The organism is Haloarcula sp. H-GB5 (genome assembly GCF_054850705.1).
Map to the genome: position 1 here is coordinate 413834 of NZ_JBTWBG010000002.1, position 24332 is coordinate 438165.

General features: G+C 63.9%; 24 protein-coding genes. 14 read left to right on the forward strand and 10 right to left on the reverse strand.

Annotation, left to right across the window (positions count from 1 at the left end):
- Window positions 1–28 precede the first annotated feature (28 nt).
- Window positions 29–919: a GNAT family N-acetyltransferase gene (locus tag ACYJ11_RS10050; protein WP_461647670.1), complete on the reverse strand. Its 891-nt coding sequence runs from the start codon at window positions 917–919 to the stop codon at window positions 29–31.
- Window positions 920–1012: 93 nt separating this feature from the next.
- A complete protein-coding gene (gene gatD / locus ACYJ11_RS10055) occupies window positions 1013–2260 on the reverse strand; it encodes a Glu-tRNA(Gln) amidotransferase subunit GatD (protein WP_461647671.1) in 1248 nt (415 codons plus the stop codon).
- 220 nt (window positions 2261–2480) lie between these two features.
- On the opposite strand from gatD, the gene ACYJ11_RS10060 reads away from it, so the two are divergent.
- The 3 genes from ACYJ11_RS10060 to ACYJ11_RS10070 all read left to right on the forward strand — a co-directional run bounded on the left by ACYJ11_RS10060 (window position 2481) and on the right by ACYJ11_RS10070 (window position 5577).
- Window positions 2481–3080, forward strand: a complete 600-nt coding sequence (locus tag ACYJ11_RS10060; RefSeq protein WP_461647672.1) for a DUF5789 family protein — start codon at window positions 2481–2483, stop codon at window positions 3078–3080.
- A 73-nt stretch (window positions 3081–3153) separates the two neighbouring features.
- Window positions 3154–3663, forward strand: a complete 510-nt coding sequence (locus ACYJ11_RS10065) for a hypothetical protein (RefSeq protein WP_461647673.1) — start codon at window positions 3154–3156, stop codon at window positions 3661–3663.
- A 348-nt stretch (window positions 3664–4011) separates the two neighbouring features.
- Complete coding sequence (locus ACYJ11_RS10070; RefSeq protein WP_461647674.1) at window positions 4012–5577, forward strand: Na+/H+ antiporter NhaC family protein; 1566 nt, start codon at window positions 4012–4014, stop codon at window positions 5575–5577.
- 32 nt (window positions 5578–5609) lie between these two features.
- On the opposite strand, the gene ACYJ11_RS10075 is transcribed toward ACYJ11_RS10070, so the two are convergent.
- The 3 genes from ACYJ11_RS10075 to ACYJ11_RS10085 all read right to left on the reverse strand — a co-directional run bounded on the left by ACYJ11_RS10075 (window position 5610) and on the right by ACYJ11_RS10085 (window position 8384).
- On the reverse strand, window positions 5610–6257 hold the full coding sequence (locus ACYJ11_RS10075; RefSeq protein WP_170098363.1) for an ArsR/SmtB family transcription factor: 648 nt from the start codon (window positions 6255–6257) through the stop codon (window positions 5610–5612).
- Between the two features lie 69 nt (window positions 6258–6326).
- Window positions 6327–7643, reverse strand: a complete 1317-nt coding sequence (locus ACYJ11_RS10080; RefSeq protein ID WP_461647675.1) for a hypothetical protein — start codon at window positions 7641–7643, stop codon at window positions 6327–6329.
- A 96-nt stretch (window positions 7644–7739) separates the two neighbouring features.
- Window positions 7740–8384, reverse strand: coding sequence for a DUF1405 domain-containing protein (locus tag ACYJ11_RS10085; protein ID WP_461647676.1), 645 nt, complete (start codon window positions 8382–8384; stop codon window positions 7740–7742).
- 148 nt (window positions 8385–8532) lie between these two features.
- Between ACYJ11_RS10085 and ACYJ11_RS10090 the strand changes: the two genes are divergently transcribed.
- From ACYJ11_RS10090 to ACYJ11_RS10105, 4 genes are all read left to right on the forward strand, one after another.
- Window positions 8533–8898 (forward strand): DUF5802 family protein, encoded by a 366-nt coding sequence (locus tag ACYJ11_RS10090; protein ID WP_461647677.1) that lies wholly within the window; start codon window positions 8533–8535, stop codon window positions 8896–8898.
- Window positions 8899–8947: 49 nt separating this feature from the next.
- Complete coding sequence (locus tag ACYJ11_RS10095) at window positions 8948–9841, forward strand: Vms1/Ankzf1 family peptidyl-tRNA hydrolase (RefSeq protein WP_461647678.1); 894 nt, start codon at window positions 8948–8950, stop codon at window positions 9839–9841.
- A gap of 74 nt (window positions 9842–9915) precedes the next feature.
- Window positions 9916–10926: a DUF1611 domain-containing protein gene (locus ACYJ11_RS10100; protein ID WP_461647679.1), complete on the forward strand. Its 1011-nt coding sequence runs from the start codon at window positions 9916–9918 to the stop codon at window positions 10924–10926.
- Window positions 10923–11960 carry a dipeptide epimerase gene (locus ACYJ11_RS10105; protein ID WP_461647680.1) on the forward strand — a complete coding sequence of 346 codons (1038 nt, stop codon included), beginning with the start codon at window positions 10923–10925 and terminating at the stop codon, window positions 11958–11960. The genes ACYJ11_RS10100 and ACYJ11_RS10105 overlap by 4 nt, the downstream gene beginning before the upstream one ends.
- Before the next feature lie 44 nt (window positions 11961–12004).
- Here ACYJ11_RS10105 and ACYJ11_RS10110 read toward each other — a convergent pair whose 3' ends face one another.
- The 4 genes from ACYJ11_RS10110 to ACYJ11_RS10125 all read right to left on the reverse strand — a co-directional run bounded on the left by ACYJ11_RS10110 (window position 12005) and on the right by ACYJ11_RS10125 (window position 15618).
- On the reverse strand, window positions 12005–12478 hold the full coding sequence (locus ACYJ11_RS10110) for a peroxiredoxin (RefSeq protein ID WP_188978012.1): 474 nt from the start codon (window positions 12476–12478) through the stop codon (window positions 12005–12007).
- A gap of 81 nt (window positions 12479–12559) precedes the next feature.
- Window positions 12560–14506 (reverse strand): hypothetical protein, encoded by a 1947-nt coding sequence (locus tag ACYJ11_RS10115; RefSeq protein WP_461647681.1) that lies wholly within the window; start codon window positions 14504–14506, stop codon window positions 12560–12562.
- Window positions 14507–14563: 57 nt separating this feature from the next.
- Window positions 14564–15076, reverse strand: a complete 513-nt coding sequence (locus tag ACYJ11_RS10120) for a gamma carbonic anhydrase family protein (protein WP_005535825.1) — start codon at window positions 15074–15076, stop codon at window positions 14564–14566.
- A 110-nt stretch (window positions 15077–15186) separates the two neighbouring features.
- Complete coding sequence (locus ACYJ11_RS10125) at window positions 15187–15618, reverse strand: universal stress protein (protein ID WP_170098353.1); 432 nt, start codon at window positions 15616–15618, stop codon at window positions 15187–15189.
- A 182-nt stretch (window positions 15619–15800) separates the two neighbouring features.
- On the opposite strand from ACYJ11_RS10125, the gene ACYJ11_RS10130 reads away from it, so the two are divergent.
- From ACYJ11_RS10130 to ACYJ11_RS10150, 5 genes are all read left to right on the forward strand, one after another.
- On the forward strand, window positions 15801–16367 hold the full coding sequence (locus tag ACYJ11_RS10130; protein WP_005535821.1) for an HTH domain-containing protein: 567 nt from the start codon (window positions 15801–15803) through the stop codon (window positions 16365–16367).
- A 58-nt stretch (window positions 16368–16425) separates the two neighbouring features.
- Window positions 16426–18354, forward strand: a complete 1929-nt coding sequence (thrS, locus tag ACYJ11_RS10135) for a threonine--tRNA ligase (protein WP_461647682.1) — start codon at window positions 16426–16428, stop codon at window positions 18352–18354.
- Window positions 18355–18448: 94 nt separating this feature from the next.
- Complete coding sequence (locus ACYJ11_RS10140) at window positions 18449–19489, forward strand: hypothetical protein (protein ID WP_461647683.1); 1041 nt, start codon at window positions 18449–18451, stop codon at window positions 19487–19489.
- Window positions 19490–19537: 48 nt separating this feature from the next.
- Window positions 19538–20440 (forward strand): diacylglycerol/lipid kinase family protein, encoded by a 903-nt coding sequence (locus ACYJ11_RS10145; RefSeq protein ID WP_461647684.1) that lies wholly within the window; start codon window positions 19538–19540, stop codon window positions 20438–20440.
- A 105-nt stretch (window positions 20441–20545) separates the two neighbouring features.
- Window positions 20546–22474: an SLC13 family permease gene (locus tag ACYJ11_RS10150; protein ID WP_461647685.1), complete on the forward strand. Its 1929-nt coding sequence runs from the start codon at window positions 20546–20548 to the stop codon at window positions 22472–22474.
- 19 nt (window positions 22475–22493) lie between these two features.
- Here the strand turns inward: ACYJ11_RS10150 and ACYJ11_RS10155 are convergent, their stop codons facing one another.
- The gene (locus tag ACYJ11_RS10155; protein WP_461647686.1) at window positions 22494–23336 is read right to left on the reverse strand and encodes a PspA/IM30 family protein; all 843 of its coding nucleotides are present in this window, start codon (window positions 23334–23336) and stop codon (window positions 22494–22496) included.
- A gap of 60 nt (window positions 23337–23396) precedes the next feature.
- On the opposite strand from ACYJ11_RS10155, the gene ACYJ11_RS10160 reads away from it, so the two are divergent.
- Together ACYJ11_RS10160 and ACYJ11_RS10165 are read left to right on the forward strand one after the other, a co-directional pair.
- Window positions 23397–23990 carry an alpha/beta hydrolase gene (locus ACYJ11_RS10160; protein ID WP_188978026.1) on the forward strand — a complete coding sequence of 198 codons (594 nt, stop codon included), beginning with the start codon at window positions 23397–23399 and terminating at the stop codon, window positions 23988–23990.
- A gap of 131 nt (window positions 23991–24121) precedes the next feature.
- The gene (locus tag ACYJ11_RS10165; RefSeq protein WP_170098345.1) at window positions 24122–24295 is read left to right on the forward strand and encodes a hypothetical protein; all 174 of its coding nucleotides are present in this window, start codon (window positions 24122–24124) and stop codon (window positions 24293–24295) included.
- The last annotated feature ends 37 nt before the right edge of the window (window positions 24296–24332 follow it).

Genomic DNA, 24332 nt, shown 5'->3' on the forward strand with positions numbered 1-24332 from the left:
TCAATGAGTGTTATGTCCTCGTTATCGGTTATGATAACCCTTCGAGACCGTCTATCTCGAACACGAAGTCCGGGCACTCATCGATGTTCCCGCTGGCGTACGCGGTCTGGGCGACGTGACGCGGTGTCTCGGGGATGAGGACCCGCGTCCCGTCAACGCCAAGGCTCGCTGCGTCGGCGGCTATCGCCGTGAACAAGGCCCGTGCAGCGTCGACATCGCGCCACACCCCGACCGCGTACTCCGCGAGTTGCTCGCCGTCAGCTTCTGCCGTCCGGACCCGACAGGCCATTCCTTGTGGCTTATCCCCGACGGTCAGGACCGCTTGGTCAGTCGCCAGCTGGTCGAGCGTTTCCCGCGTCAGCGTCGAGAGCGCCCAGCTCTCCCCGCTGTCGAGCGCGAGCCCTGACAGGATATCGCGGCCGTCGCTCTCCTGCCAGTAGCGCCACGCTGCCGCGGGGTCGTTTCCGACAGCCATGTCGGGCGTCTTGTCGGCCGGGTCAGGGTGTGCCCAGCGGAACGACGTGACCGCTTCGAAGCCAGCAGCCAGCGACTGGCCGAGCCCGGCCTCGTTCCAGGAAAACACCATGCTTCGACCGACTGACACACCAGCATCGGCCGCCCATTCAATGAGGTGGTCGGTCAGCAGCGACCCGATCCCCTTCCCCCGGTGGTCCGAGTCGACACGCATCCCCTGAAACCATGCCTCGGTTTCGGTGAGTATGACGGCCTGCGCGATGCCGACGGCGTGGCCGTCGACGTCTGCGACGAGGGTTTTCCGGTCCGCGCCGTCGTCGTTGACCCAGTCGCGGAACACGTCGGGGATGTAATCGGCCATCGCACGGTCGGCCCAGACATCGCTGGTCAGGTCGACAATATCGTCGTAGTCGTCGTGACGAGCCGTCCGAACAGTCGGCGACATACCGAGAGACTCGCCCGCGACAACAAAAAAGAGACGCTCCGGTGCCAGGGCCGCTGTTCGCAACACGACCGCGTCACAGCGCCGGTTCCAGTCCTACAGCCAGGGTGTCGAGCGCTGCTGAATCTCGCCGGCAAGGGGCTCCTGCATCGTATCGGCAACGTCGTCGCTGTTTGCCAGCGCCCACATGAGTTTGACCTTCGCTGTGCCGGGGAGCATGTCCTCGCCCTCGATGACGCCGGCGTCGAGCAGGTCCCGGCCGGTGTCGTAGACGCGGTCACAGACACGCCCTTCGAGGCACTGGCTGGTCATAATCAGCGGGATGTCCAGTTCCTCGATGGTCCCGATCCAGTCGGTGTTGACGTGGCCTAGTCCTGTCCCCTCGATGACGATGCCCTCGCTGCCCTCGGCGGCAGCTTCGAGCAGCGACGGGTCCATTCCCGGCGAGAACTTCAGGAGTTCCACGTCCGTCTCGATATCGTCGTGCAGCGCCAGGTCGACGGCGTCCCGTTCGGCGTATTCACGGTGGAACGTGACCGTGCTCTCGCCGTCGATGTCGTAGTCGACCTCGCCAAGCGGCTTCGCGCCGACCGTCTCGAAGGCGTCCCGGCGCGAGGTGTGGTTCTTCCGAACGCGAGTTCCGCGGTGGAGCGCACAGCGGTCGTCGGACTCGTCGGCGTGCATACAGACCAAGACCTCCGCGCAGTCGCTCGTCGCAGCCTCGACGGCGGAGACGGCGTTCATCACGTTATCGGAGGACGGACGGTCAGCCGACCGCTGGCTGCCGGTGAAGACGATTGGGACCGGCGTGTCGAGCATGAACGACAGCGCCGACGCGGAGTACTGCATCGTGTCGGTGCCGTGCATGACGACGATGCCGTCCGCTCCGTTCTCGATTTCCTCGTGGACCGCCTGCGCGAGGTCCTGCCAGACGGCCGGGGTCATGTTCTCTGAGAGGATGTTGGCGACGACGCGGCCGCGGTAGTTCGCCATCCCGGCCAGATCCGGGACCGCTCGTAGTACGTCCTCGGCGTCGAACTGGGCCGTCACCGCGCCGGTGCGGTAGTCGACCGTCGAGGCGATGGTTCCGCCAGTGGAGATCAGCGACACCGTCGGGAGGTCGTCGTCGAACTCTATCGCTGACTGGCTCTGTTCGTCCTGTGCGCTCTCGACGTCGTAGACATCCGACTCCAGCACGTCGACGGATGCGTCCTCGCGGTCGATGCCGACGTTGTACCCGCCGTCAAGCTTGACGACGAGATGTTCTGGGGTGCTGGAGGGGAGCAACACGCCCTCGTAGGTCTGGGCCGCGCGCTCGACGCGGACCCGGTCGCCTGCGTTCATGCGCGGCACTTTCCGCCGGTGGGACTTGAACCCACTCGTTTCGGTGTGCAGCGCGGTGAGTCTCGGCCCGTCCTGTCGCCGTGCATCACTGCAACCGCCGCTACCCCACCCTGTGACACTCGCCTCTTGTCTGGCAACCCTGAGAGAACAGCGTTGCAACTGCAAACCACGGATGGTGTCGTCCCACAGCGTTATCCCACTAGACAGCTATCTAACAAGTATGGCAGACAACAAGAACGGCCGCGAAGCCCAGGCCCGAAACGAGGAGCGCCGCCAGCGGAAGCGCGCTATCGCCGAGGAGCTTGAGCGCGCGGACGAACCCGAGCCGCCGGTCGATCCGGCGGAACTCGCGTACTTCGAGACAGAACTCGAATCGCTCGAATTCCCGGCAACAGCGGCTATGGTGGTCGCGACGGTCGGCGATCACGAGATAGAGTCTGTCGACGGGACGTACACCGTTGCGGACCTCCTGCCCGATGTGGAGGTCGAGTCCTTCGAATCGCCAGCTGAGGTCCGGACGCGGGTCCAGCGGCCAACGGTAGCAGGGGCGATGAAACGCGTCGTGGAGGCCGCCGACGAGCACCAGAGCGCGTCCTTTGGGGCCTCACAGCGTGACGGCTACGAGCGGACGTTCCGGGAACTGCGGGCTATCGACGCGGATGACGACGACGAGGGCATCCGTGTTGTCGCCGACTGGATTATCGAGCGCATCCACGAGAAGGAGACGCTTCCTGGGTCCCGCGACGTCCGCCGACAGGCGGCGAAGTTCTGCCGGTCGAACGGCTACTCGGTTCGCAACGACGAGTGGCTCGGTATCTGAGCGACACACCACTGTTCCCCTGACTGCCGGCAGACCCCACAAGGACCATACTACTCGCGGTCCCACACTCTGTATGGCCGAACGAACCGAGGAACGGACCCGCGACGCGAACGCGAACTCGGGCAGTGACCTCGGCGTCGATGTTGGCACAACCGAGTCGGTCGAGACGGATGTTGCTGTCGGGGAATCGGGCGGAGCGGAGCCGTCTGTCACCGAAACGTCTACGAAAGACAGCGGGAGCTACTTCTCATTGCGGGCGCTGCTGTTCGCTTTCGGAGCGGTCGGCGGCGGAATGGTGCTCGGCGGGCTGATACCGCTCGTGCCGTTCACCGAACTGGTCGGTATCCTGCTTGGCGGCTTCGTTTACGGACTGCTCGCCAGCGAGCGCCGATACGTCGAACTGGGGCTGGCGGGCGGTGTCAGCGGCGGTGCGACGGCCGTTCTGTCTCTCCTCCCACAGCTCGCCGCGGGGCTGAACGGCACTAGGCTGTTTGCCATCGCCGGCGGCGTCGGCCTCGTACTTGCGCTTGTCGGGCACTACTTCGGGCGTGACCTCCGGAGTGGGCTGACGAAAGACCTGTAGTTCGCTCGACGGTACATTCTGGCCAGTGGGGCGACCGCCCCTTCTGGGCTTACTGTACTTGATGATCCTGTCGTCTGATATGCCGCACATCAGTCGGCCAAACGATTTCGAAGTGTCCTGCCGATAGCCTGCCTGCGAAAGAGTCCCCGATAGCAGTGTCGACGTGAATGGACTTCATGTTGCGTAATATCGATTGTCTCGGTCTTGTCATATAGTAGTAAAATAAACCCATATATCCAGAATATTGGGCTGTATCTGACCATCTGATACACTTTCCTGTATTTAGGTCACAGTATCTTGAGTTAGCAATGCTTATAACTCTCGTATGTAAACTGCGGAACAGAACGCATGGCACCAGAAACGTACGGGCTTATCAGCCTGTTTCCGGCGATGCTCGCCATTGTACTGACGTTGTTCACTCGCCAAGTACTGCTCTCGCTGTTTGCAGGTATCTGGATCGGCGCGACAGTGCTCGTCGGTTGGAACCCAGCCGCCGGCGCTGCTCGGAGCCTCCAGTTTGTCGTGGATAACGTGACAGAGTCGTTCAATGTCAAACTCCTCTTGTTCACGTTCCTTATCGGGGCAATGCTGGGGATGATCTTCCTCTCCGGCGGGATGAATGCGCTGGCATCACAGATGGTCAAGCGTATTCGGACTCGTCGCCAGGCGGCGCTTGGCACGTCGCTACTGGGGATGACGATCTTCGTCGACTCGTACGCCTCGACGATGATTACCGGGTCGGTCATGCGGCCGATCACCGATAAGTTCGACATCAGTCGCGAGAAGCTGGCGTACATTCTCGATTCCACCACTGCACCAACCGCGTCGATATCGGTCGTCTCGACGTGGCTTGGATTCGAGGTCGGACTCATCGCCGAGCAACTGGGTACAATTGGGGTCGATCGTAGCGCGTTTCTGCTGTTCCTCGAATCGATTCCCTATCGGTTCTACAGCCTGCTCGCACTTGCAATGGTTTTCATTGTCGTCATCGCGGACCTTGACTTCGGCCCGATGGCGAAAGCCGAACGCAGAGCCAGAGAAGAGGGCAAAGTCCTCGGTGACAACGCTGATCCCCTCATGGAAACGCAGGAGGATGATATCGTGACGCCGGACCATGTCGAGCCGCGGTGGTGGTACTTCGCCGCGCCAATCGCCACACTCGTCGGGGTGACCGGGTTTTCACTGTATTACTCCGGCGGTGGGTTCGCCGGACGGAGCCTCACCGAGGCGCTGTCGAACGCGGCCACTGCGGATGCCATCGTCTGGGCCTCGTTCTCGGCCTGTCTGGTCATCCTGACGATTCTGGTCGGCCACGCACGGATCGCGGTCGACGAAGTGAGCGACGCTATCTTCGAGGGGTTCAAAATGGTGATGTTCCCCGTTGCGGTGCTCTCGCTCGCGTGGTCCATCGGTGCTGTGAGCCAGGCACTCGGCGTCGGTCCCTACGTCGTCGCTATCAGTGAGGGGATTATTACGGCTGGGATGCTGCCTGCCATCATTTTCCTCAGCGCCGTTATAATCAGCTTCAGCATCGGCACGTCTTGGGGGACGATGGGTATCCTGTTCCCGGTCGCGATCCCGCTTGGACACGCGCTCGGCGCGCCGCTGGCACCGGCTATCGCAGCGATTCTGACCGGTGCGCTGTTCGGTGACCACTGTTCCCCCATCTCGGACACCACGGTGATGTCGAGCATGTTCGCCGCCAGCGACCACGTCGACCACGTGAACACCCAGATTCCCTACGCAGTGCTGGCCGGCATCGTCGCAACCGGACTGTTCCTGATGGCCGGCTACGGTGTTCCGGCGTACATTGCGCTTCCGATCGGACTGGCTGCTGTCGGGTCAGTGACGTACCTGCTCTCGGAACAGCTCTCGGTCGAGGTCCCGAGTTCGTACGGATCGAAGGCGGACTGAGACTGCCCCGTTCCGAAGCGCTGTTCCACGGTTTAAACGATTTCCCAGCCGTCGTCGGTTCGTTCGACCACCTCGTCGTCTTCGAGCCGATGAAGCGCTTCCTCGACGATCTCCGGCGGGGCCTCTATTTCCCGGGCCAGCGCCGGGACGGTATCGATACCGTTTGCGAGTCCGCTGACCAGTTCTGCGTACAGCCGGCCGTCGCCGTTCTCGAAGCCGGAGTCGATTCGGTCCCGCACGTCGGTCAGACGGGCCTGTACCCACCGCTGGGCCAGCGACAGTTCGTTCTCTAGCTGCTGGAGATGCTCTAGTTCGCGTGCCAGGTCGTGAAAGTTCCCAGCACCCTCCTCCCCCACGTCTATCGAGAGGTGGCGGCAGGAGGGCATCTCGAACTCGGGGTTCGCCGGATAGGCGCTCTTGGTACCGAACTCGTAGGGAGAGACACGGACCTCCAGACGGAGGTTCCGGGCGATAGAAAAGTACTTTCGGCGTTGGTCGTCCGTCCGAGAGTCGATGAGCCCGGCGTCTTCGAGCTTCTGGAGGTGGTCGATGACGGCTTTCGGGCTGACGCCGATGTATTCGCTGATTTCGGTGACGTAGCAGGGCTTGTGTGCGAGTAGTTTGAGAATCCGCCGGCGGTTGGCGTTTCCAAGGAGATTGAGTAACTCGGCGGAGTCCATCGATACGTAGGTAGCGGGTCACGGTTCAAAAGCATGACTCTCGTCAGGCGGTTTGCTGGTGTCACCCGCCTACGATAGCCGGTCTATCCACGACTCGCTCTGTGAGCCGCTGTTCCCGCTCCCCTGACCGCTTCCGCCATCACCGCTCTGTCCGCCACTGTTCCCTTGCCCGCCACCATCTCCTCCGTTATTTGCATTGTCGTTGCCACCGTCAGCATCGTCATTGCCTCCGCTAGAACTGTCGTCGGAGCCGTCGGCACCGTCACCGTCGGAACTGTCGCCAGAATCGTCGGTATCGTCACCATCGGAACTGTCGCCGGAGTCGCTGGTATCGTCACCGTCGGAACTATCGCCAGAATCGTTGGTATCGTCACCATCGGAACTATCGCTGGAGTCGCCGGTATTCTCACTGCCAGAACTGTTGTCCGAATTCGACGAATCGGCTGAATTGTCTGTTCCGTCGCCGTCAGAACTCTCCCCCGAGTTATTGCTGCCTTCCGCGGTATCGTCGCCGTTGTCGCGTTCATCCCCGGCTCCGCCGCTGTTACCCCTGTCGTTTCCCTCTTCAGCCCCGTTTCCCTGCGTTGTTCCGTCGGACTCGTCGGTTTCGTTTTCGCCGTCGTCAGGTCCATCGTCCGGTGGCCCTTGATCACTCTCGTTACGCTGCTGTCCCGGGGCATCAGAGGGCGGTCCCCGCTCGCTTTCGTTGGCACGCTCCCCGGACGCGTTGGCTGGTGGACCCTGCTCACTCCGGTTGACTCCGATGTCGTCGGGCGGCCCTGTCTCACTCTGGTTGACGCCAGCGTTGTCCGGTGGTCCCTGCTCATCCGGGCCAGCAGTCTCTGGCGGTCCGGCGATGCCGCGAGCGACCGCTGCGACCTGCTGACCGGAAAGCTTGCTTGCGTTCTGTTTCAGTCGTTCCAGTGCAGTGTCGTCCACGCCGGTCTGTTCGGCGGCCGTGTCGGTGTCGTTGATCGCGGTCTGTAGGCCTGCGATCTCCGCAGTGAGCCGGCTCTGTTGAGCTACGTAAGCCTGCTCACTGATGGTGCCGTTCTCGTATCGCTGTTCGAGTGTGGCGTTGCGCTCCTGTAGGCGTTCGAGTCGGCGTTCGAGCGAGCCGGCTCTGTCTGTAACCAGTTCGGCTCGTTCGGTTCCGTTCGATTGGTTGTATGCCGACTGCCACATCCCGTTCTCGACCGTATCGTTCGCGGCAGCGGAGTTCGACTGCAAGAACGCAGTGAGTTGCGTTCCCATCCCGTTGGCAGAGTCGTTCTGCGTGGCCACTGTCTCCGTCGCGGTCTCCTGTGCTGTCACAGCCGGGAGGCCGACAGCCACAGTCCCGACGATGACCAGCACTGTGAGGAGCGTGGCCTGGCGTGGGCTCATTCCTATCCCTACTTCTGCCCTCCCACATCAAAAAGAAACGCCTTCGTTCGTGTCGTTTACAGACGATTGAAACTACCTCAGATAGTCCAAGAGTGTTTAAGATGTCTTTTGTGCCGGCTTCTCCATCGGCAGCAGTCGCCAGGCGATTCCAACCGACAGCACCGAGAGTGCGACAGTGGCGAGCGGTAACACGAGGCCGGGGTCGTACCGCAACGGCGGATGATATCCGAAGCCGTAATCCAGCACGTCGTTACCGAGTGCCAGCACCAGCGCGGCCACGAGCGCACCCTTCGTTGTTCGAGCGTAGTGCGGGACTAACAGCCCCTCGGCGACGAAGCCGAGGTGGGTGATGATGATGCCGAAATACGCCCACGGGGCGGGGAAGTAGGCGTCGAAGCCGATGTTTAACGCCACGACGGTCCACAGTCCCATTTTGACAAGCCAGACCAGCGCGATGGTGTGGAGATACGCGAGCGGCACTGTCAGCGGGACCTCGTCGAGCGACTTGCCAAGGAACGGCAGGAGAGTAGCTACCGACAGCGTCATCAGGAATAGCGCGGCCGGCGAATCGGCGTACAGCGGCCAGAGAAACGTCGACACCTCGGGCATCGTCTCGACGTAAAACCGGACACCGACGAGCATCGCGACGGCGTTGACGACCAGTAGCCACACGAGACTCGGCGTCTGTTCCAGGTAATACCGCGCGTACCGACGTGGCAACGGTCCCCACTGCTCGCTCATAGGTCGACTCGGGGCCGGCCGTGGCAAAGCCCTGTCGGACGGGAGTCGCCATCGGCTCACCGGCCCCCGAATCCGCGCTGTTTGCACGACGGCAAAAGGTTGCCGGCGAACACTTATGTATGTCAATAACACACATTCAGTTGCACCGATGTTCGAACAGTTTTCGCGCGGATACTACCTCGGCCGCCTCTACGTCGAACCGAGAGACGACGCGGCGGCCGCGATGTGTCGCGAGCAGCACGAGCGAGTGAACGAACAGTTGTACGCCTCCAGCGAGGGAGTCGAACGCACAGACTATCCGCTGGTAATGAAACTCGGCTCCCAGCACTTCGCCGTCCACGGGGACGAACAGGTCCCGGCGGACACACTCGTTGTTCCCGAAGCGATGCTCGAAGATGCCAACGTCCGGAACCCGCCCAGCCTCGAAGAGGTATTCCTGGCGAAGGCGGACCACGCCGCACAATTGCTCTCTATTTCAGAGGAGACGCCGACACTGCCCGACACCGCCGTCTGAGGGTCGTCGGAAGTCACTTTTAAGCCCGTCCCCGTCTGCCATCCAGTCGATGCTTGACCGGTTGCTGGGACGAGCGTCGCTGAAAGAGCGGGTGGCCGAACTCGAAGAGGAGAACCACCACCTCGAACGACAGCTCGACGCCGAGAAGGAGCGCCGCGCCGACGCAGCGACCGAACGCCAGCGGGCCGAGACCGAGGTCAATCGGTTGGAGGACCGCGTCGCTGAACTTCAGGACCGAGTCGAACGCCTGCAAGACGAGGAGGGTGAATCGACGTTTCGGGCCGAGGAGACGCTCAGCCGGGCACGCCTGAGTGAGGTCCTCGACCGGCTGGAATCCGTCGAGACGGAACCGGAAGGCGTCTTTACCGCCTACGTCGACGCGGAGCGCTCCCTTCCCGGCCCGGTTCGGGACGCTTTCGGTGACCGTGCGTCGCTGGTCGCCAGCGCCGCGCCGTGTCTGGCTGTGACGGATGACGCCGGCCTCCTGTCGGCGTGTCTGTCCGTCCCTGCGCCGCCGTCGCCGTTCACCGGGTGGGCCGACACTGTCCAGCTGGAGCGGTCGTGGTTCGAACCGACCGGCGAACACGTCGTCGCGCTGGTTCGCTCGGACTTGTTCGCCATGGGCGAGTATGACAGCCGCGAGCGGACCGCGTTCCACGGGTTCGACTCGGAGCTGAAAAGCCAGCACTCGAAGGGCGGCTTCTCGCAGAGCCGGTTTGAGCGGCTCCGGGACCAGCAGATCGACTCCCACCTCGACCGCTGTCGGGCCGCCATCGAGGAGGTGTCACCCGACCGGCTGTACGTCGTCGGCGAGGGATCGGTCATCCACGAGTTCGAGGATCTCGCGACGGCGATGAAGCCGGTCGACGCGACCGGGGAGCCGGACGCGGCGCTCGATGACGCCGTCCGGTCGCTGTGGACCGTTCGGCTTCGGGTGCCGTAGCTCAGCCCCGCTCGCCGCAGTTCCGTCGGTGTCGGTTCCGTAGCTTTTTCGCGGGGCGGCGATTCTGTCCGGCTATGGCCGTAGCCATTTTGACACACGACGCCTTCCCCGACCGAGCCAAGACGGCGGTCGGGTTGTTGCGGTACGGTGACCGAACGGTGGAAGCACTTGTCGACCGCGAACGGGCCGGCCAGCGCGTCCACGATTCGCTGCCGGACGTGCAGGACGCCCCGATTGTCGCGTCGATGGCCGATGCACCCGACGTCGACGCGCTCGTCATCGGCATCTCGCCCATCGGCGGCGAGTTCGACGAGTCTTGGCGAGAGGATGTCCGCACGGCGCTCGAACGCGGCTGTGACGTGTACTCGGGACTGCACGACTTTCTGGCTGACGACGAGGAGTTCGCCCGCCTCGCCGAGGAACACGACGCCGAACTGCACGACCTCCGCAAACCGCCGGAGGATCTGACCGTGGCAGCGGGGACCGCCGGCGATGTCGACGCGACGGTTGTCACGACCGTCGGGACCGACTGCTCGACGGGGAAAATGACTGCCTCGTTCGAGATCCGTGACGCCGCCCGGGAGCGCGGCCTCGACGCCGCGGTCGTTCCGACCGGCCAGACCGGCATCGCCATCTCCGACCGGGGTATCGTCATCGACCGCGTCATCGCCGACTACGCCGCCGGTGCGGTCGAACGGCTAGTCGAAGAAGCGCAGGCGGCGGACCTCCTCGTCGTCGAAGGGCAGGGTGCGCTGGCACATCCGGCCTATTCGGGTGTGACGACGAGTATCCTCCACGGATCGGTCCCGGATGCGCTCGTCATGTGTCACGAAGCCGGCCGGGAAGTCATCCACGGCTACGAGTCGTTCGATATTCCGCCGCTTCCCGAGTACGTCGACATCTACGAGCGTCTGGCCGCGCCCATCTCGGACGCGTCCGTCGTCGCGGGCATGTTGAATACGCGCCACCTCGACGACGGTGCGGCCGCGGATGCCGTCGCAGGATACAGCGACGCTCTGGACGCACCGGCGACTGACCCCGTCCGCCACGGCGTCCCCGACGAGGTACTGGACGCCATCCTATGAACTGGCGCGTCGATTGCCACGACCTGCCGCTGTCGACCCCGTTCGGCATCTCGCGGGAGACCAGCGAGACCAGCGAGACTGTCGTGGTCGAGGTTACACACGAGGGAACCACCGGTATCGGGGCTGTCACGCCGTCGGCGTACTACGACGAGAGCGCCCAGTCGGTGGCTGAAACGCTCCCCGCGCTCTGTGAGACCGTCAACCGCATCGGCGACCCACACGCCCAGCAACGCATCGAACGGGGCCTCGCCGAGCAAGCGCCGGACCAGCCCGCCGCTCGGATGGCACTCTCTATCGCCGTTCACGACCTCGCTGCTCGGCAGTTGGACCTGCCGCTGTACCGCCAGTGGGGACTCGACCCGGACGCGGTCCCGCCGACCACCTACACGGTCGGCATCGACTCGCCCGAGCGGATGGCCGAGAAAGCAAGGGAGGCGGCCAACAGCGGCTTCGGCCACCTGAAAGTCAAACTCGGGACCGACGACGACCGGGCGCGACTGGATGCGGTCCGGGACGCTGTTTCCGACGCAGAGATACGGGTCGACGCCAACGCCGCCTGGACTGCACAGGAAGCTATCGACAATGCGGACTGGCTTGCCGACGCTGGCGTCACGATGCTTGAACAGCCGGTTGGGGCCGACGATATCGACGGCCTCCGCCGCGTGACCGACGCAACCGATATTCCCGTCGCCGCTGACGAGTCCTGCTTGACTGCGTCGGACGTGCCGCGAGTCGCCGACGCCTGCGACATCGTCAACGCCAAACTCGTCAAATGCGGCGGCCTCCGGCCCGCAACCCGACTGCTCAACGCCGCCGACGCCCACGGCCTTGGGTTGATGCTCGGATGTATGGTCGAATCAAACGCCAGCATCGCCGCGGCGGTCCACCTCGCGCCGTTAGTCGACTACGTCGACCTCGACGGAGCGCTCTTGCTGGCGTCAGACCCCTACGCCGGCGTGCCGCTCGACAGCGATGTGTTCGACCTCACTGCAGTGTTGGCCGGCACCGGGGTTCGGCGGATGCGAGACGCGTAGCTGCGTAGTCGCACAATAAAAAATCAGGTTCGCCCAGTGACTGCTTACGCCGACTTGACGGCGTCCAGCAGCTCTTCGTAGTCCGGCTCGTTGGTCGGGTCGTCGGCGACCCAGCTGTAGGCGACCTCGCCGTCGTCGTCGACGACGAACACGGCGCGGTTCGAGACGCCGAGCAGCCCGAGGTCTTCGATGTCGATTTCGAGGCCGTAGTCCTGAATCGCCGACCGGCCCATGTCACTGAGCAGGTCGAACTCCAGCCCGTGCTCGTCGCGGAAGGAGTTCAGCGAGAACGCCGAGTCGGCGCTGAGGCCGAGGACCGTCGCGCCGGCGTCGTGGAAGTCACCGAGGTGCTCCTGCAGGGCCACCATCTCGTTGGAGCACGGCGGTGTGAACGCGCCCGGGAAGAAGGCAAGCACGACCGGCCCGTCGCCCAGGTGGTCGCTCAGTTCGAAGTCCTCTACCTCACCGTTCGCGATTGTCGCCGAGATGTCCGGCGCTGTGTCGCCTGTGGATACCATCACCCGAATATAACGGCGTCAGCCGAATAAATACCCGCCATCCGGCAGGGGATTCCCGGCGCGCTAGCAGGAGCAGGCTGCTTACAGCCACTCCTCGAAGGAATGGTGTTCGCGGCTCGCCGCAATGTAGTCCCGTTGCATCGACTCGATGGCTGTCGAGAGGTCATCGCCGTCGTCGATGTACTCGCGGACACGGGCGATTTTCCAGTCGCTCGGGGTCATACCGGCTTCGTAGCGGGCTTCAATCGGGTCGAGATACTCGTCGATGCGAGCCTCGGGCACGCCCTGCTCGGCCAGCCCCAGACGGGCGTACTGGAAAACCTCGTCGTAGATGTCGTCGTGATCGACCGTCCGCTCGCCCTCGGCCGTCACCCACGAGAGGTCTGCGTCGGAGCCGTCCTGTGCGGCGCTGTAGAAGCTCCGCTTGGCCTCCTGCCACGGTAGTTCCGCGGCGGGGTGGTCGGCGACGACTAGCCCGCGGATGAGGCCGACTGTCAGCGCCTGCAGCCCGATCATGTCCTTGGCGTGGGGCTGGGTCGGGAGCGGGCGGTACTCGATGCGGAGCGACTTTTCGGTGCTGGCTCCCTCGACCGGGGTTCCGCCGGCGACACAGCGGAGCCAGCGCCAGTAGGTCCCGCGCTTGTGGTCGAACTCCCAAAACTCGTCTTCGAACCCGGTCCGGTCGTCGTCGTGCAGGAACTCCCGCAGGAACGGCGCGAACAGGTCGTCGTCGACGACACGGCCGACAACATCCCTCGTGTCGTCGAGGTCCTGCGGGACCCGAACCTTCGGGTTCTCGCTGGTGTTGACCGACTGCTCAAAGGCCGCGATTCGGAGTTCGTGGTGGGTGTTCGCACAGAGCCACTCGCCGTCGGTATCACCATACATGTCCGCGGGGAGGAACGGCGAGTTCACCGACAGCGCAAGCAGCGGCCCGAGCGTCCGGATCGCGGCGTTGTAGTACTCGGAGAATGCCTCGGCGTCCGGAATCTGGAGGTGGGGCTGGATCGAGGTGGCCAGCGACTCGAACAGAATCGTCGGGAACGACCCGCTGTACCCTGGCACGTCGAAGTCGATGCTGCCGCCGGCGTGGTCGAGCGCCTCGTTGTCCAGCGCCACGTATCTGGGGGCCTGCCGCATGTTGTCCGCGAGGACGACGCCGTCGTTCGTCTCGTGCGCCGAGAGGTACTGCTCGCTGCCTTCCTCGGGTGGGATGGTCCACATCGCGTCGAGGACGAGTTCGCAGTTGTGCTTGCTCGCTTGCTGGCGGGCCTGTTTCGTCTGCATCTCCACCGCCGTCGTCTGGACTTCCATTCCCGTCTCGTCGAAACTGTTCGGCTCGGTGTTGACCTCGGCGTTGTGCAGGCCCAGTTCCTTGTTGGCCTCCCCCTCGAACACCACGTCGGGTAAGGGGGTCAGCCGCCCCTTCCAGTCCTCGGGGTCCATGTACGGTTCGTCACTTTCTTCCTCGACTGACGACTCGACGGCCGGTTCGGCCTCTTCCTCCTCTGGCGTCTCCGGTTCGTCCTCGGCCAGCGGACTGTCCGGGTCGATGTCGAGCGACGGTCCCTCTCCGGGACCGAAAGAATCCTCGGGCTCGTCGGCGGTTTCGCCAGCATTCTGGTCCGGAGACGCATCGCCGTCGGGTTCCAAGGGGTCGCCCTCGTCTGGCTCCAGTGACGCCCCGTCGCCGTTTGGTTCCAGTGATGCGCCACCACCGCCTTCTGGTTCCGCTGGCGCGTCGAGTGACCCGCTCCAAGCCGCGCTGCCCGATCCGCTCAGGTCGTCGTTCAGCTCCTCTTCGGTTGCTACCTCGCTGTCTTCCCCATCGTCCGGTTCGGGCGGGTCCGGCTCGGCGTTGATCGCGTACAGTTCGATTTCCAGACCGACGGAGAACGCCTCGTTGTCGAACTCCCCGGCCTCGATGGCTTTCCGGAGCTGCATCGCCTGTTCGTCGACCCGCTCAGTGAACGCCGCGGCAGTCTCGTCAGCGAGCGACCGGGTCACCAGGTCGACGATATCGTCCATGCTCGGTACTGTGTGGGTTCTTCCACTATAAGTGACCCGTCGTTGTCCGACGGGATGTTACTCGAAGAGGTCTTCGTGGCGGGCCGCGAGGTTCGCGTAATCGCCGGAGCTGAACGCCTCGAACACTTCGTTGGGATCGATAGTGGTCTCGGACAACGGTGTCACTGTGGCCGGACTCCCGCGGACAAAGGACTCCGCGGGGACCTCGTAGCCCGGTGGGACGACCGTTCCCATCGCGACGATAGAGCCTTCACCGATGGTGGCGTCGCTGACCGTCGAATTGAACCCGACGAGCGCCCCGTCCTTGACCGCTGCATCGTTGAGGACGGCCCCGTGGCCGACCATCACCTTCTCGCCGACGGTCGAGGCGTGGACGATGGCCCCGTCACCGATCGCCGATTCGCGGCCTACCTCGACGGGGGCTACGTCGCCACGCAACACGACACCGGGCCAGACGTTCGCGTTCGGGCCGACGGTGACATCACCCACCAGTGTCGCCTCGCGGCTGACGTGGGCGTATCCGTGGATGTCAGGTGTGGCTCCTTCGAACTCGTACTCTCGGCTGTCCATACTGCCACCATCGTGTCGGCGGCTCGAAAAGATACCGGTCAGAACGAGGTGGTACCGGTCGTATAGCCGCTGTCGCGTCCGTCCTCACTGCACCTGCCAGCGATACAGCACTATTCGATGTGGACGACGAGAACGGGGACGGGTGCGCTCTGCACGACGCGCTCGGTGACGCTCCCGAGATTAGCGACCCGGTCCCGCCCGGTTCGGCCGTGAGTGCCCATCACGATGAGATCAATGTCCTCCTCTTCGGCGTAGTCGGTGATCGTCTTGTGGGGAATCCCCTCCGCCATGGTCGTGACGACCTCGACGCCGGCCTCCTCGCCGCCGACCACGATGTCGTCGAGCGCGACTTCGCCCTCTTCCTCCAGCGACTGCCGAACCTCGTCCTGATTGGCCTTGTCGGCCGCGACGTACAGCCGTCTGTCCACGACGTACAGCCCGTGGAGGGTCGCGTCGTTGTCGCGCGCGATCGAGGTGGCGTGTGCGAGCGTCTCCGTCGTTCCCGAACTGCCGTCTGTGGCTACGAGCACCGAATCGTACATATCCGGCTTCTCATGCGAACTGTGCCCACATAGTACTCCCTATCACACTGATACGGTCCGTGACTGTCCAACCGACGGTGTAATCGTTTGATTCAGTTTCCGTCGTTCAGTGTATAACTGTTCTAACCATTATTTGTCAACAGGAATACTTTTGCCAGTAGCTACCCATTGATATCGATACGATGCAGGGGAGCACGCAGCCAGACGGTACACGGGCAGAACTGTACGTTCGTTCACTACTGCCCGACGGGCACACGCAGCAACAGGCTGCGGTCATCGATCGACTTCAGGGGCTGTCGGACACTGATGCTCTGTCAGATGTCTCTGTTCAGGTTATTGGTCGGCAGATACCGTCCACACCAGCGGAGGCACGGACCGAACTCGGGCTATTCGCACTCAACCGAGTTAGCGTCTTTCAGGAGTGGGCAAAACGCAACGGATGTTCACTCGAACCTGCGTTTCAGGTCCGGTCGGTTGACTCCGAAATATCGGGAGAGCAGTACCGGGCACTTGTGTTTCCGGTCCAACTATTAGCCGAGTACACCGGGTCGGAACTCAGGTGCGTGACGCCGCACACGACCGATGGAGAGACCGTCACTGTCATGGACCGGCTTACCATGATCGAAGGCGAGGAAGAATCGACGTTCGCATCGCTGGAACGGGCAAGCGCGGCACGGCCGCCGGCCCAGTCCGAGCTGTCGGCGGCCGACACCGCCGACGAGGATTCGGACCCGCCGTTACCAGAGTAACGCCAGCGTCGCCCGCGTCTCAATACACTTATCCCCGGCCGCCGTCGTATCCTCGGGTATGAGTACGGTCACGGTCACGCTGCCCGACGGGACCCCACTAGAGGTCGAACGCGGCAGCACGGTCGAGGATGTCGCCTACGAAATCGGGCCAGGGTTAGGTGACGACACGGTCGCCGGCGTCGTCGACGGCGACCTTGTCGACAAACACGCGCCGTTGACAGAAGACGTCATGCTCGAAATCGTCACCGAGAGCAGTGACGAGTATCTCGACGTGCTTCGGCACTCCGCCGCCCACGTCTTCGCGCAGGCCCTGCAGCGTCTCTATCCCGATGCTAAGCTCACAATCGGGCCGTGGACCGACAACGGGTTCTACTACGACATCACCGGCGTCGACATCGATGAGGACGACCTCGAAGCCATCGAGGCCGAAGCCGAGGAGATCATTGAGGAGGACCTCGATATCGAACGCGAACTCGTCGACCGCGACGACGCCTTCGAACGCTACGAGGACAATCAGTTCAAACAGGACATCCTCGAAACTGAGGCCGCGGACGACGAGGAAGTCTCTTTCTACACGCAGGGTGAGTTCGAGGACCTCTGTCAGGGGCCGCACGTCGAATCGACCGGCGAAATCGGCGGCTTTGCACTGCTCGAAATCTCCGCGGCCTTCTGGCGCGGCGAGGAGGACAACGAGACGCTGACCCGCGTGTACGGAACCGCCTTCCCGACGGAGGACGCGCTCGACGAGTTCCTCGAACAGCGCCGCAAGGCCGAGGAGCGCGACCACCGCAAGATCGGCCAGGAGATGGACCTGTTCTCCATCGACGAGACGACCGGGCCAGGCCTGCCGCTGTACGAGCCCAACGGCAAGAAGATCCTCAACGAACTGTCGGACTACGTCGCCGGCCTCAACCGCGACGCCGGCTACGACGAGGTCGAGACGCCCCACGTCTTCCGGACTGAACTGTGGAAGAAGTCGGGCCACTACGAGAACTACGTCGACGACATGTTCCTGCTCGACGTCAACGACGAGGAATACGGCCTGAAGCCGATGAACTGCCCGGGCCACGCCACTATCTTCGAGCAGAACTCTTGGAGCTACCGGGACCTGCCGGTACGGTACTTCGAAGACGGGAAGGTCTACCGCAAAGAGCAGCGCGGCGAACTGTCTGGCCTCTCCCGGACGTGGGCGTTCACTATCGACGACGGCCACCTGTTCGTCCGCCCGGACCAGATCGAGGAGGAAGTGCTGGCGACGGTCGACATCATCCTCGACACGCTCGACACGTTCAACCTCGACTACACCGTCCAGTTCGCCACCCGGCCCGAGAAGTCCGTCGGCGGCGACGAGATCTGGGAGAAAGCCGAGTCGCAGCTCGAAGCCGTCCTCGACGAGCAGGACATCGACTACGTCGTTGAGGAGGGCGACGGCGCCTTCTACGGCCCGAAGATCGACTTCGCCTTCGAGGACGCGCTCGGCCGCCACTGGGACGGCCCGACCGTCCAACTGGACTTCAACATGCCCGAGCGGTTCGACCTCTCCTACACCGGCGAGGACAACGAGGAGCACCGCCCGGTGATGATCCACCGCGCGCTGTATGGCTCCTACGAGCGGTTCTTCATGGTGCTGACCGAGCACTACAACGGGAAGTTCCCGCCGTGGCTCGCCCCCGAGCAGATCCGCTTGCTGCCGGTCAGCGACGACAACATCGCCTACTGCGAGGAGATTCAGGACGAACTCGACGACTTCCGGGTCACCATCGAGGACCGTTCCTGGACCGTCGGCAAGAAGATCCAGCAGGCCCACGACGACCGCGTCCCCTACATGTGTGTCATCGGTGACAACGAGGAGGAAGCCGGGACTATCTCGGTCAGAGACCGCAAGGAACGCGAGGAGAAAGACATCGACATCGCCGAGTTCCGCGACCACCTCGACACCGAAGTCGAGCAACAGCGCACTGCGGTGACGTTCCTCGCCGGCCGATAGCTGCTGTTCGCTCGGCCGATTCTCGCTGCCGATGTACTGACTCCCGGGATGTGTCGGGCACGTCCTTTTAACCCCGGCGGGCGAGCCGACCTGTATGACCACTGACAGCGGTGAGTCGAGCGACACCATGCGGGGGCGCGCTGCGGGGGACACGCGACTCCTCTGGTTCCTCCTCGATGCGGACCGCTGGATCGTTACCGCCCTCCTCTCCGGTGTCCTATTTTTTGGGGTTCTCGCAGCCGGACACTTGCACCCCACACCGGCTATGACGCTGCTGACCCGTGGCGACCCGGTCGAAACGCTGTTCCAGGCACTGATTACGGGGACCATAACCGCCGTTACCCTGGTCCTGACACTGAATCAGCTCGTCCTGTCACAGGAACTCGGTGCGGTGGGCGATCAGCGCGAGCGGATGGACGGATCGATGCAGTTCCGCGCCGACGTGGCCGACGCCGTCGACACGCCAGTCAGTCCCGCAGAGCCCTCGGCGTTCCTCCGGTCGCTGGTCCGCGGGACCGCCGAACGGGCCGAGAATGCCCAGAACGCCGCTGAGGGGGCGGCGCTCGATGACGACCTGTCGGCGTTACTGTCGAACTATCTGGTGGACGTGACGAGCAACGCCGACAGGGTCACCGACCAGCTCGACGGCGGGACCTTCGGCGAGTTCGATGTCGTCAAGGCCGCACTGAACTACAACTACTCCTGGAAGCTGTACGCCGGTCGCCGCATCCGGGAAGCCTACGCCGACGAACTCACTGACGAGGTCGACGACTCGCTTGCGGAACTCGTCGAGACGCTCGAACTGTTCGGCCCGGCCCGGGAACACTTCAAGACGCTGTATTTCCAGTGGGAACTGTCCGACCTCTCCCGGACGCTGCTGTACGTCGCCATCCCGGCGCTTACCGTCGCAATCACCTCGCTGTTGTTCCTCGATGTGCAGGATTTCGTCGGCGTCACGGCCGGCGTTTCCGACGCGTTGTGGCTCCTCGCGGTGACGGCGACAGGGTCCCTGCTTCCGTTCACGGTCCTGATATCGTACGTCCTCCGTATCGTCACCATAACTAAACGAACGCTTGCAATCGGCCCGTTCATCCTCCGCGCGACGAACCGGAGTGTCGACGTCGACTGGGAGTGACGCCGTCACATCACACGGTATAAGTGCCGGTCCGGACTCGCTAATACTATGCAAATTGGCTCGCGTCGGTGTATCCTCAACCCCGTCAGCGGCGACGGCGAACACGCAGACTACGTGCCGCGGCTGATGGAAGCACGTGGGTTCGAGGTGTACGAAACCGAAGCGGCGGGCGACGCTGTCGAACTCGGCCGCGAGGCCGGCAGGGCCGAAGCATCTGAGGTTGCCGTCTGTGGCGGCGACGGGACGGTGAACGAGGTCGTCCGTGGGCTCGACGACGCTGGCCACCTCGACTCGGTGACGCTGAGTGTTATTCCGGCCGGAACGGCGAACCTGCTGGCCGGGAACATCGGTGTCACGGACATCGAACACGGCGTCGAAATCGCCGATGTCGGAGAGGCGCGGCCGGTCGACGTGGGTGTCGCCGGCGACGAACCGTTTCTGGTCTCCTGTATCGCTGGCCTCCCCGCAGACGCCAGCGTTTCGACTCCGGGCGACCTCAAAGAGCGGTTCGGCACGCTGGCGTTTCTGCTCACCGGCGCACAGGAGGCGCTCCGTTTCGACGGGCTCGACATCACTATCGCGGCTGTTGGCGAAGACGGGCCGTTCACCTGGTCCGGCGAGGCCACCTGCCTGCTGGTGGGCAACGCCCGCAAGTTCGTCGCCGAAGGTGGGCAAGCAAACATGGAAGACGGCCTGCTCGACGTGGCTATCGTTGAACAGATGCCAACAGGGAACCTCGTCGCGGAGGCCATCGGCCAGCGACTACTGGCGCTTGATACCGACGGCGTGACCCACGTTCGAGCGGAGGAGATTACCGTCGCCGGGCACGGCAAGGAACTCACGTTCAGCCGCGACGGCGAACTCAGCACGCACGAGACGCTGTCGCTGTCGGTGCGTGAGACCACACTGACGCTGCGAGTCGGGCCGGGCTACAAGCCAGACCCGGCGTGACGAGACGGTGCGACCGGCGGGCAGTGGTGAGTGAGCCGCGTCCGCTTGCGTAATTCCCTGACAGCGCCCCGGACGTTTTTATCGCCGTCCGTCGAGGGAACTGGTATGCCCTCGCTTTCGATGGGCGCGCTCGTGGTCTTCGCGCTCGTCGTTGTCGCCCTGACGCTGTTCGTCACCGAGTGGCTCCCGCCTGATATGACGGCCATCGCTGTCCTCGTCGCGCTGGTCGTGCTGGAACCGTACACCGGCGTCCCGGCGCGGACAGCCATCGAAGGGTTCGCCAGCCCGGCGGTGGTTACCATCGTTGCGATGTACATCCTCAGCGCCGGTGTCGAATCGGCCGGCGTTGTCGACTGGCTGGCCGGGCGGCTCGCGGCGCTGACGGGCGGCGACGAACGGCGTCTGCTGACCGCCATCGTCGGCACGACGGGCGTCAGCGCGGGCTTCGTCAACAACACGCCGGTAGTCGCGGTCTTCATCCCGCTGGTCACCGGGCTCTCGGAGCGATACGGTATCTCGCCGTCGAACCTGTTGCTGCCGCTCTCTTTCGCCGCGATGCTCGGCGGGACGCTCACGCTGGTCGGCACTGCGACGAACCTGCTCGCGAGCGACCTCTCGGCGCAGTTGCTCGGCCGGCCGTTCTCGATGTTCACGCTGACGCCCGTCGGCGTCGTCGTCCTCGCTGTCGGCGTGGGCTACCTGCTGACGGTGGGTCGGGCGCTTGTCCCCGAACGGGTCCACCCCGCGGCCGACTTCACCGAGGAGTTCGAGATGGACCGCCACCTGGCACAGCTACGTGTTCGCGAGGCGTCACCGCTGGTCGGCCTGACAGTGCGAGAAGCGCTTGAGGGAAGTGCCCCCGACGACGCAGTCGAGGCGGTCGTTGACGCGGTTGACGCAGGGGAGTCACTGCCGACCGAGGCCACCGTCGAACAGGTCCTCGCCGTGAGTGACCCGCTTGACGTCGACGTGCTCCAGATCGACCGCAACGGCGAGTCGTTCTTCGCAACGGCCACCGACCGGCCGCTTGAACCCGGCGACGTGCTGACGGTCCGTGGCAACCGCCAAGCTGTCAACCAACTCGCTCAGACGCTTGATCTTCGGGACCTCGCCCGCGAGTCCGTTACGGCGGACCTCCTGGCGGAGAGCGGGCATCCGGGCGTCCTCGCGGAGGCCGTCATCGACAGGGAGTCGCGCCTCCGCGGGCGAACGCTCGCCGACGTACAACTCCGCAGTCGGTTCGACGTGACGGTCCTCGCCGTCCGCCGCGGCGACGAGATCATCCACGAGAACCTCACGGCTATCGAGCTGTCCGCTGGCGACCTGCTCTTGCTCCAGACGCCCCTGGACGAGGTGGGCCACCTGCAGGACGAGGGCTACCTGACCCTGACCGAGGGGCCGCCGGAACTGTTCGACGCGCTCGACGGCGGCCCGCCCTCGCTCGACGCCGCTGCGGCGGTCCCGCTCGCGACCCTGCTCGCCGTCATCGCGCTCGCGGCGCTGGACCTGCTGCCCATCTACATCGCCGCGCTGGGTGGCGTCGTCGCCACCGTGGCGACCGGTACGCTGAGCGCGTCGAAAGCCTACGACGCGGTGAGCTGGAACGTCGTGTTCCTCCTCGCCGGCCTGCTCCCGCTGGGGCAGGCGATGCAGGCCACCGGCGGGGCCGCGTTCGTCGGCGGGCTCCTCGTCGACGCCGCCGGCGTCCTCCCGCCGCTTGCGCTGCTGGCACTGGTGTACCTGTTGACGGCCGTCCTCGCCAGCGCCATCACCCCGCCCGCGACCGTCGTGCTGATGATCCCGATTGCCGTCGCCACCGCCGCCGAGATCGGCGTTTCCGGGTTCCCGTTCCTCGTTGTGGTGACGTTTGCGGTCGCGACGGCCTTCCTGACACCCATCGGGTATCAGACGAACCTGATGGTCTATGGCCCCGGCGGCTACCGTTTCACCGACTTCGCACGCGTCGGCGGACCGCTGCAGTTGCTTCTGTGTGTCGTAACGACGCTCTCGGTATCGGTCGTCTGGCCGCTGTAAAAGTCCCGCGTCGCCGGCGCTACTGCTCGTCCTCTTTCAGCTCGTCCAGCTCCGACTCGACTTCGCTCTTGTCGACATCGACCTGCGTACTCTCGTCGGCGAGTTCCTGTTCCAGTTCGGCCTCGGAGACATCCGCGTCACTCGATCCGCTGTCGCCGTCCTCGGCTTTCCCCATCTCGGCTTTCAGCGTGTCGAGTTCGGCGTCGACTGACCCTTTCTGTCGGACTTCTTCAAGCTCCCGCTCCAGTGAACTCTCATCCGATATCTGACTTTCGAGAACACCGTCTTCCCGGAGTTCGTCCATCGCCTGCGAACGGGCTTCCATGTCCTCTGTACGCTCCTCTGCGCGCTCGATAGCCTGATTGATGTCCTGCATCTCGTCGCCCGCGCCGGTCATCGCCTCGTTGACGCGCGCCGACGCCTTGGCGGCCTCGTGGCGAGCCTTCATCGTTTCCTTCTTCGTCCGGAACTGCTCGATCTGTTTCTGGAGTTCGTCTTTCTGCTCGACCAGCTGGTCCTGCTGGTTCTGTAAGTCCTGTATCTGGCCTTCCAGATCTTCGATCTGGCTCATCTTCTGCTTCTTCTTCTCCAGCGCCTGCCGAGCGAGGTCCTCGCGGTCCTGCTCGACGGCTTGGCGCGCCTGTTCGTTGTGCTTCTCGACGTTCTCTTCGAGGCGGCGTTTCTGGATCTCCAGTCGCTTCTTCTGGGTCGTCAGGTCCGCGATGCCCTGCTTGACGTCTTGCAGTTCGTCACGCAACTGCTCGTAGCTGTAGTCGAGGGTCTCTGTCGGGTCCTCCGCTCGGTTCAGGACGGCGTTGAGCTTCGAGCGGATGACGTACGACGCGCGCGAGAGGATTCCCATGTATGCGCATTGGTCTCTCCAACCTTAAATTTCTTACAGAGGGCTGGTGAGTGAACACGTATGACTACCATCGGGATACCGGGCGGGCGAGATGTCACCGCTTCGCTCGACCGGCCGGCATCGGACACCGTCGTTGTCGCGTGCCCGCCACATCCACAGTACGGTGGCTCTCGGTCTGATAGTCGCCTGAAAGCGGTCAGTGACGCGCTGGACCCCGAGATCGGCTGTCTCCGTTTCGACTACGGCCCGTGGGACGAGGGCCGTGGCGAGCAGGCCGACGCCGAGAACGCGCTGGCGTGGGCCGACGAGCGGTACGACGCAGTCGGCCTGTTTGGCTACAGTTTTGGTGCGGCTGTGGCGCTCTGTGCAGCCGCTGAACACGACACTGCGGCCGACCCCGCGGCCCTGTCAGTCCTTGCCCCACCGGCCGGAGTAACGGACCATCTCGATGCGACCGCTGCGCTTGACGCCATCGACTGCCCGGTACAGGTCGTCGTCGGGAAACGTGATGAGACAGTTGACTGGGAACCGGTCCTCGACCGGGCCACCGAGCTGGGACAGACGGTTGAGCGCCTGCCAGCTGACCACCATTTCGTCGGTCAGAGCGGCCGTATCGGCGAGACGGTTGGGCCGTTCCTCCGTGACCACCTGTAGCAACTGCGACCACTGTTCAGGGTCCGCAGTCGATTGTTGCCGCTAGTTCAGCACCAAGCGAAAGTATAGTTCGGACTACATATTCTGGACAATGTCGAAAGACAGAGGCGCTGTCGACCCAATCCTCGAGTATGGATCGCCCGCTCGCGTTCGCTGCCGTGTCGTTTGTCGCCACGCTGGTGACGCTGTTAGTACTGATGCAGACGGCGCTCGTCGCGGGCGGGCTGCTCCGGGCGCTTGTGCTCGCCTTGGCTGGTGCCATCGGGACGTACTTCGCCATCCGGTCCGGTGTGCTCAAATCCTGACCGTCGCCGAACCCGCCCAGGGATACCGAAGGTACAT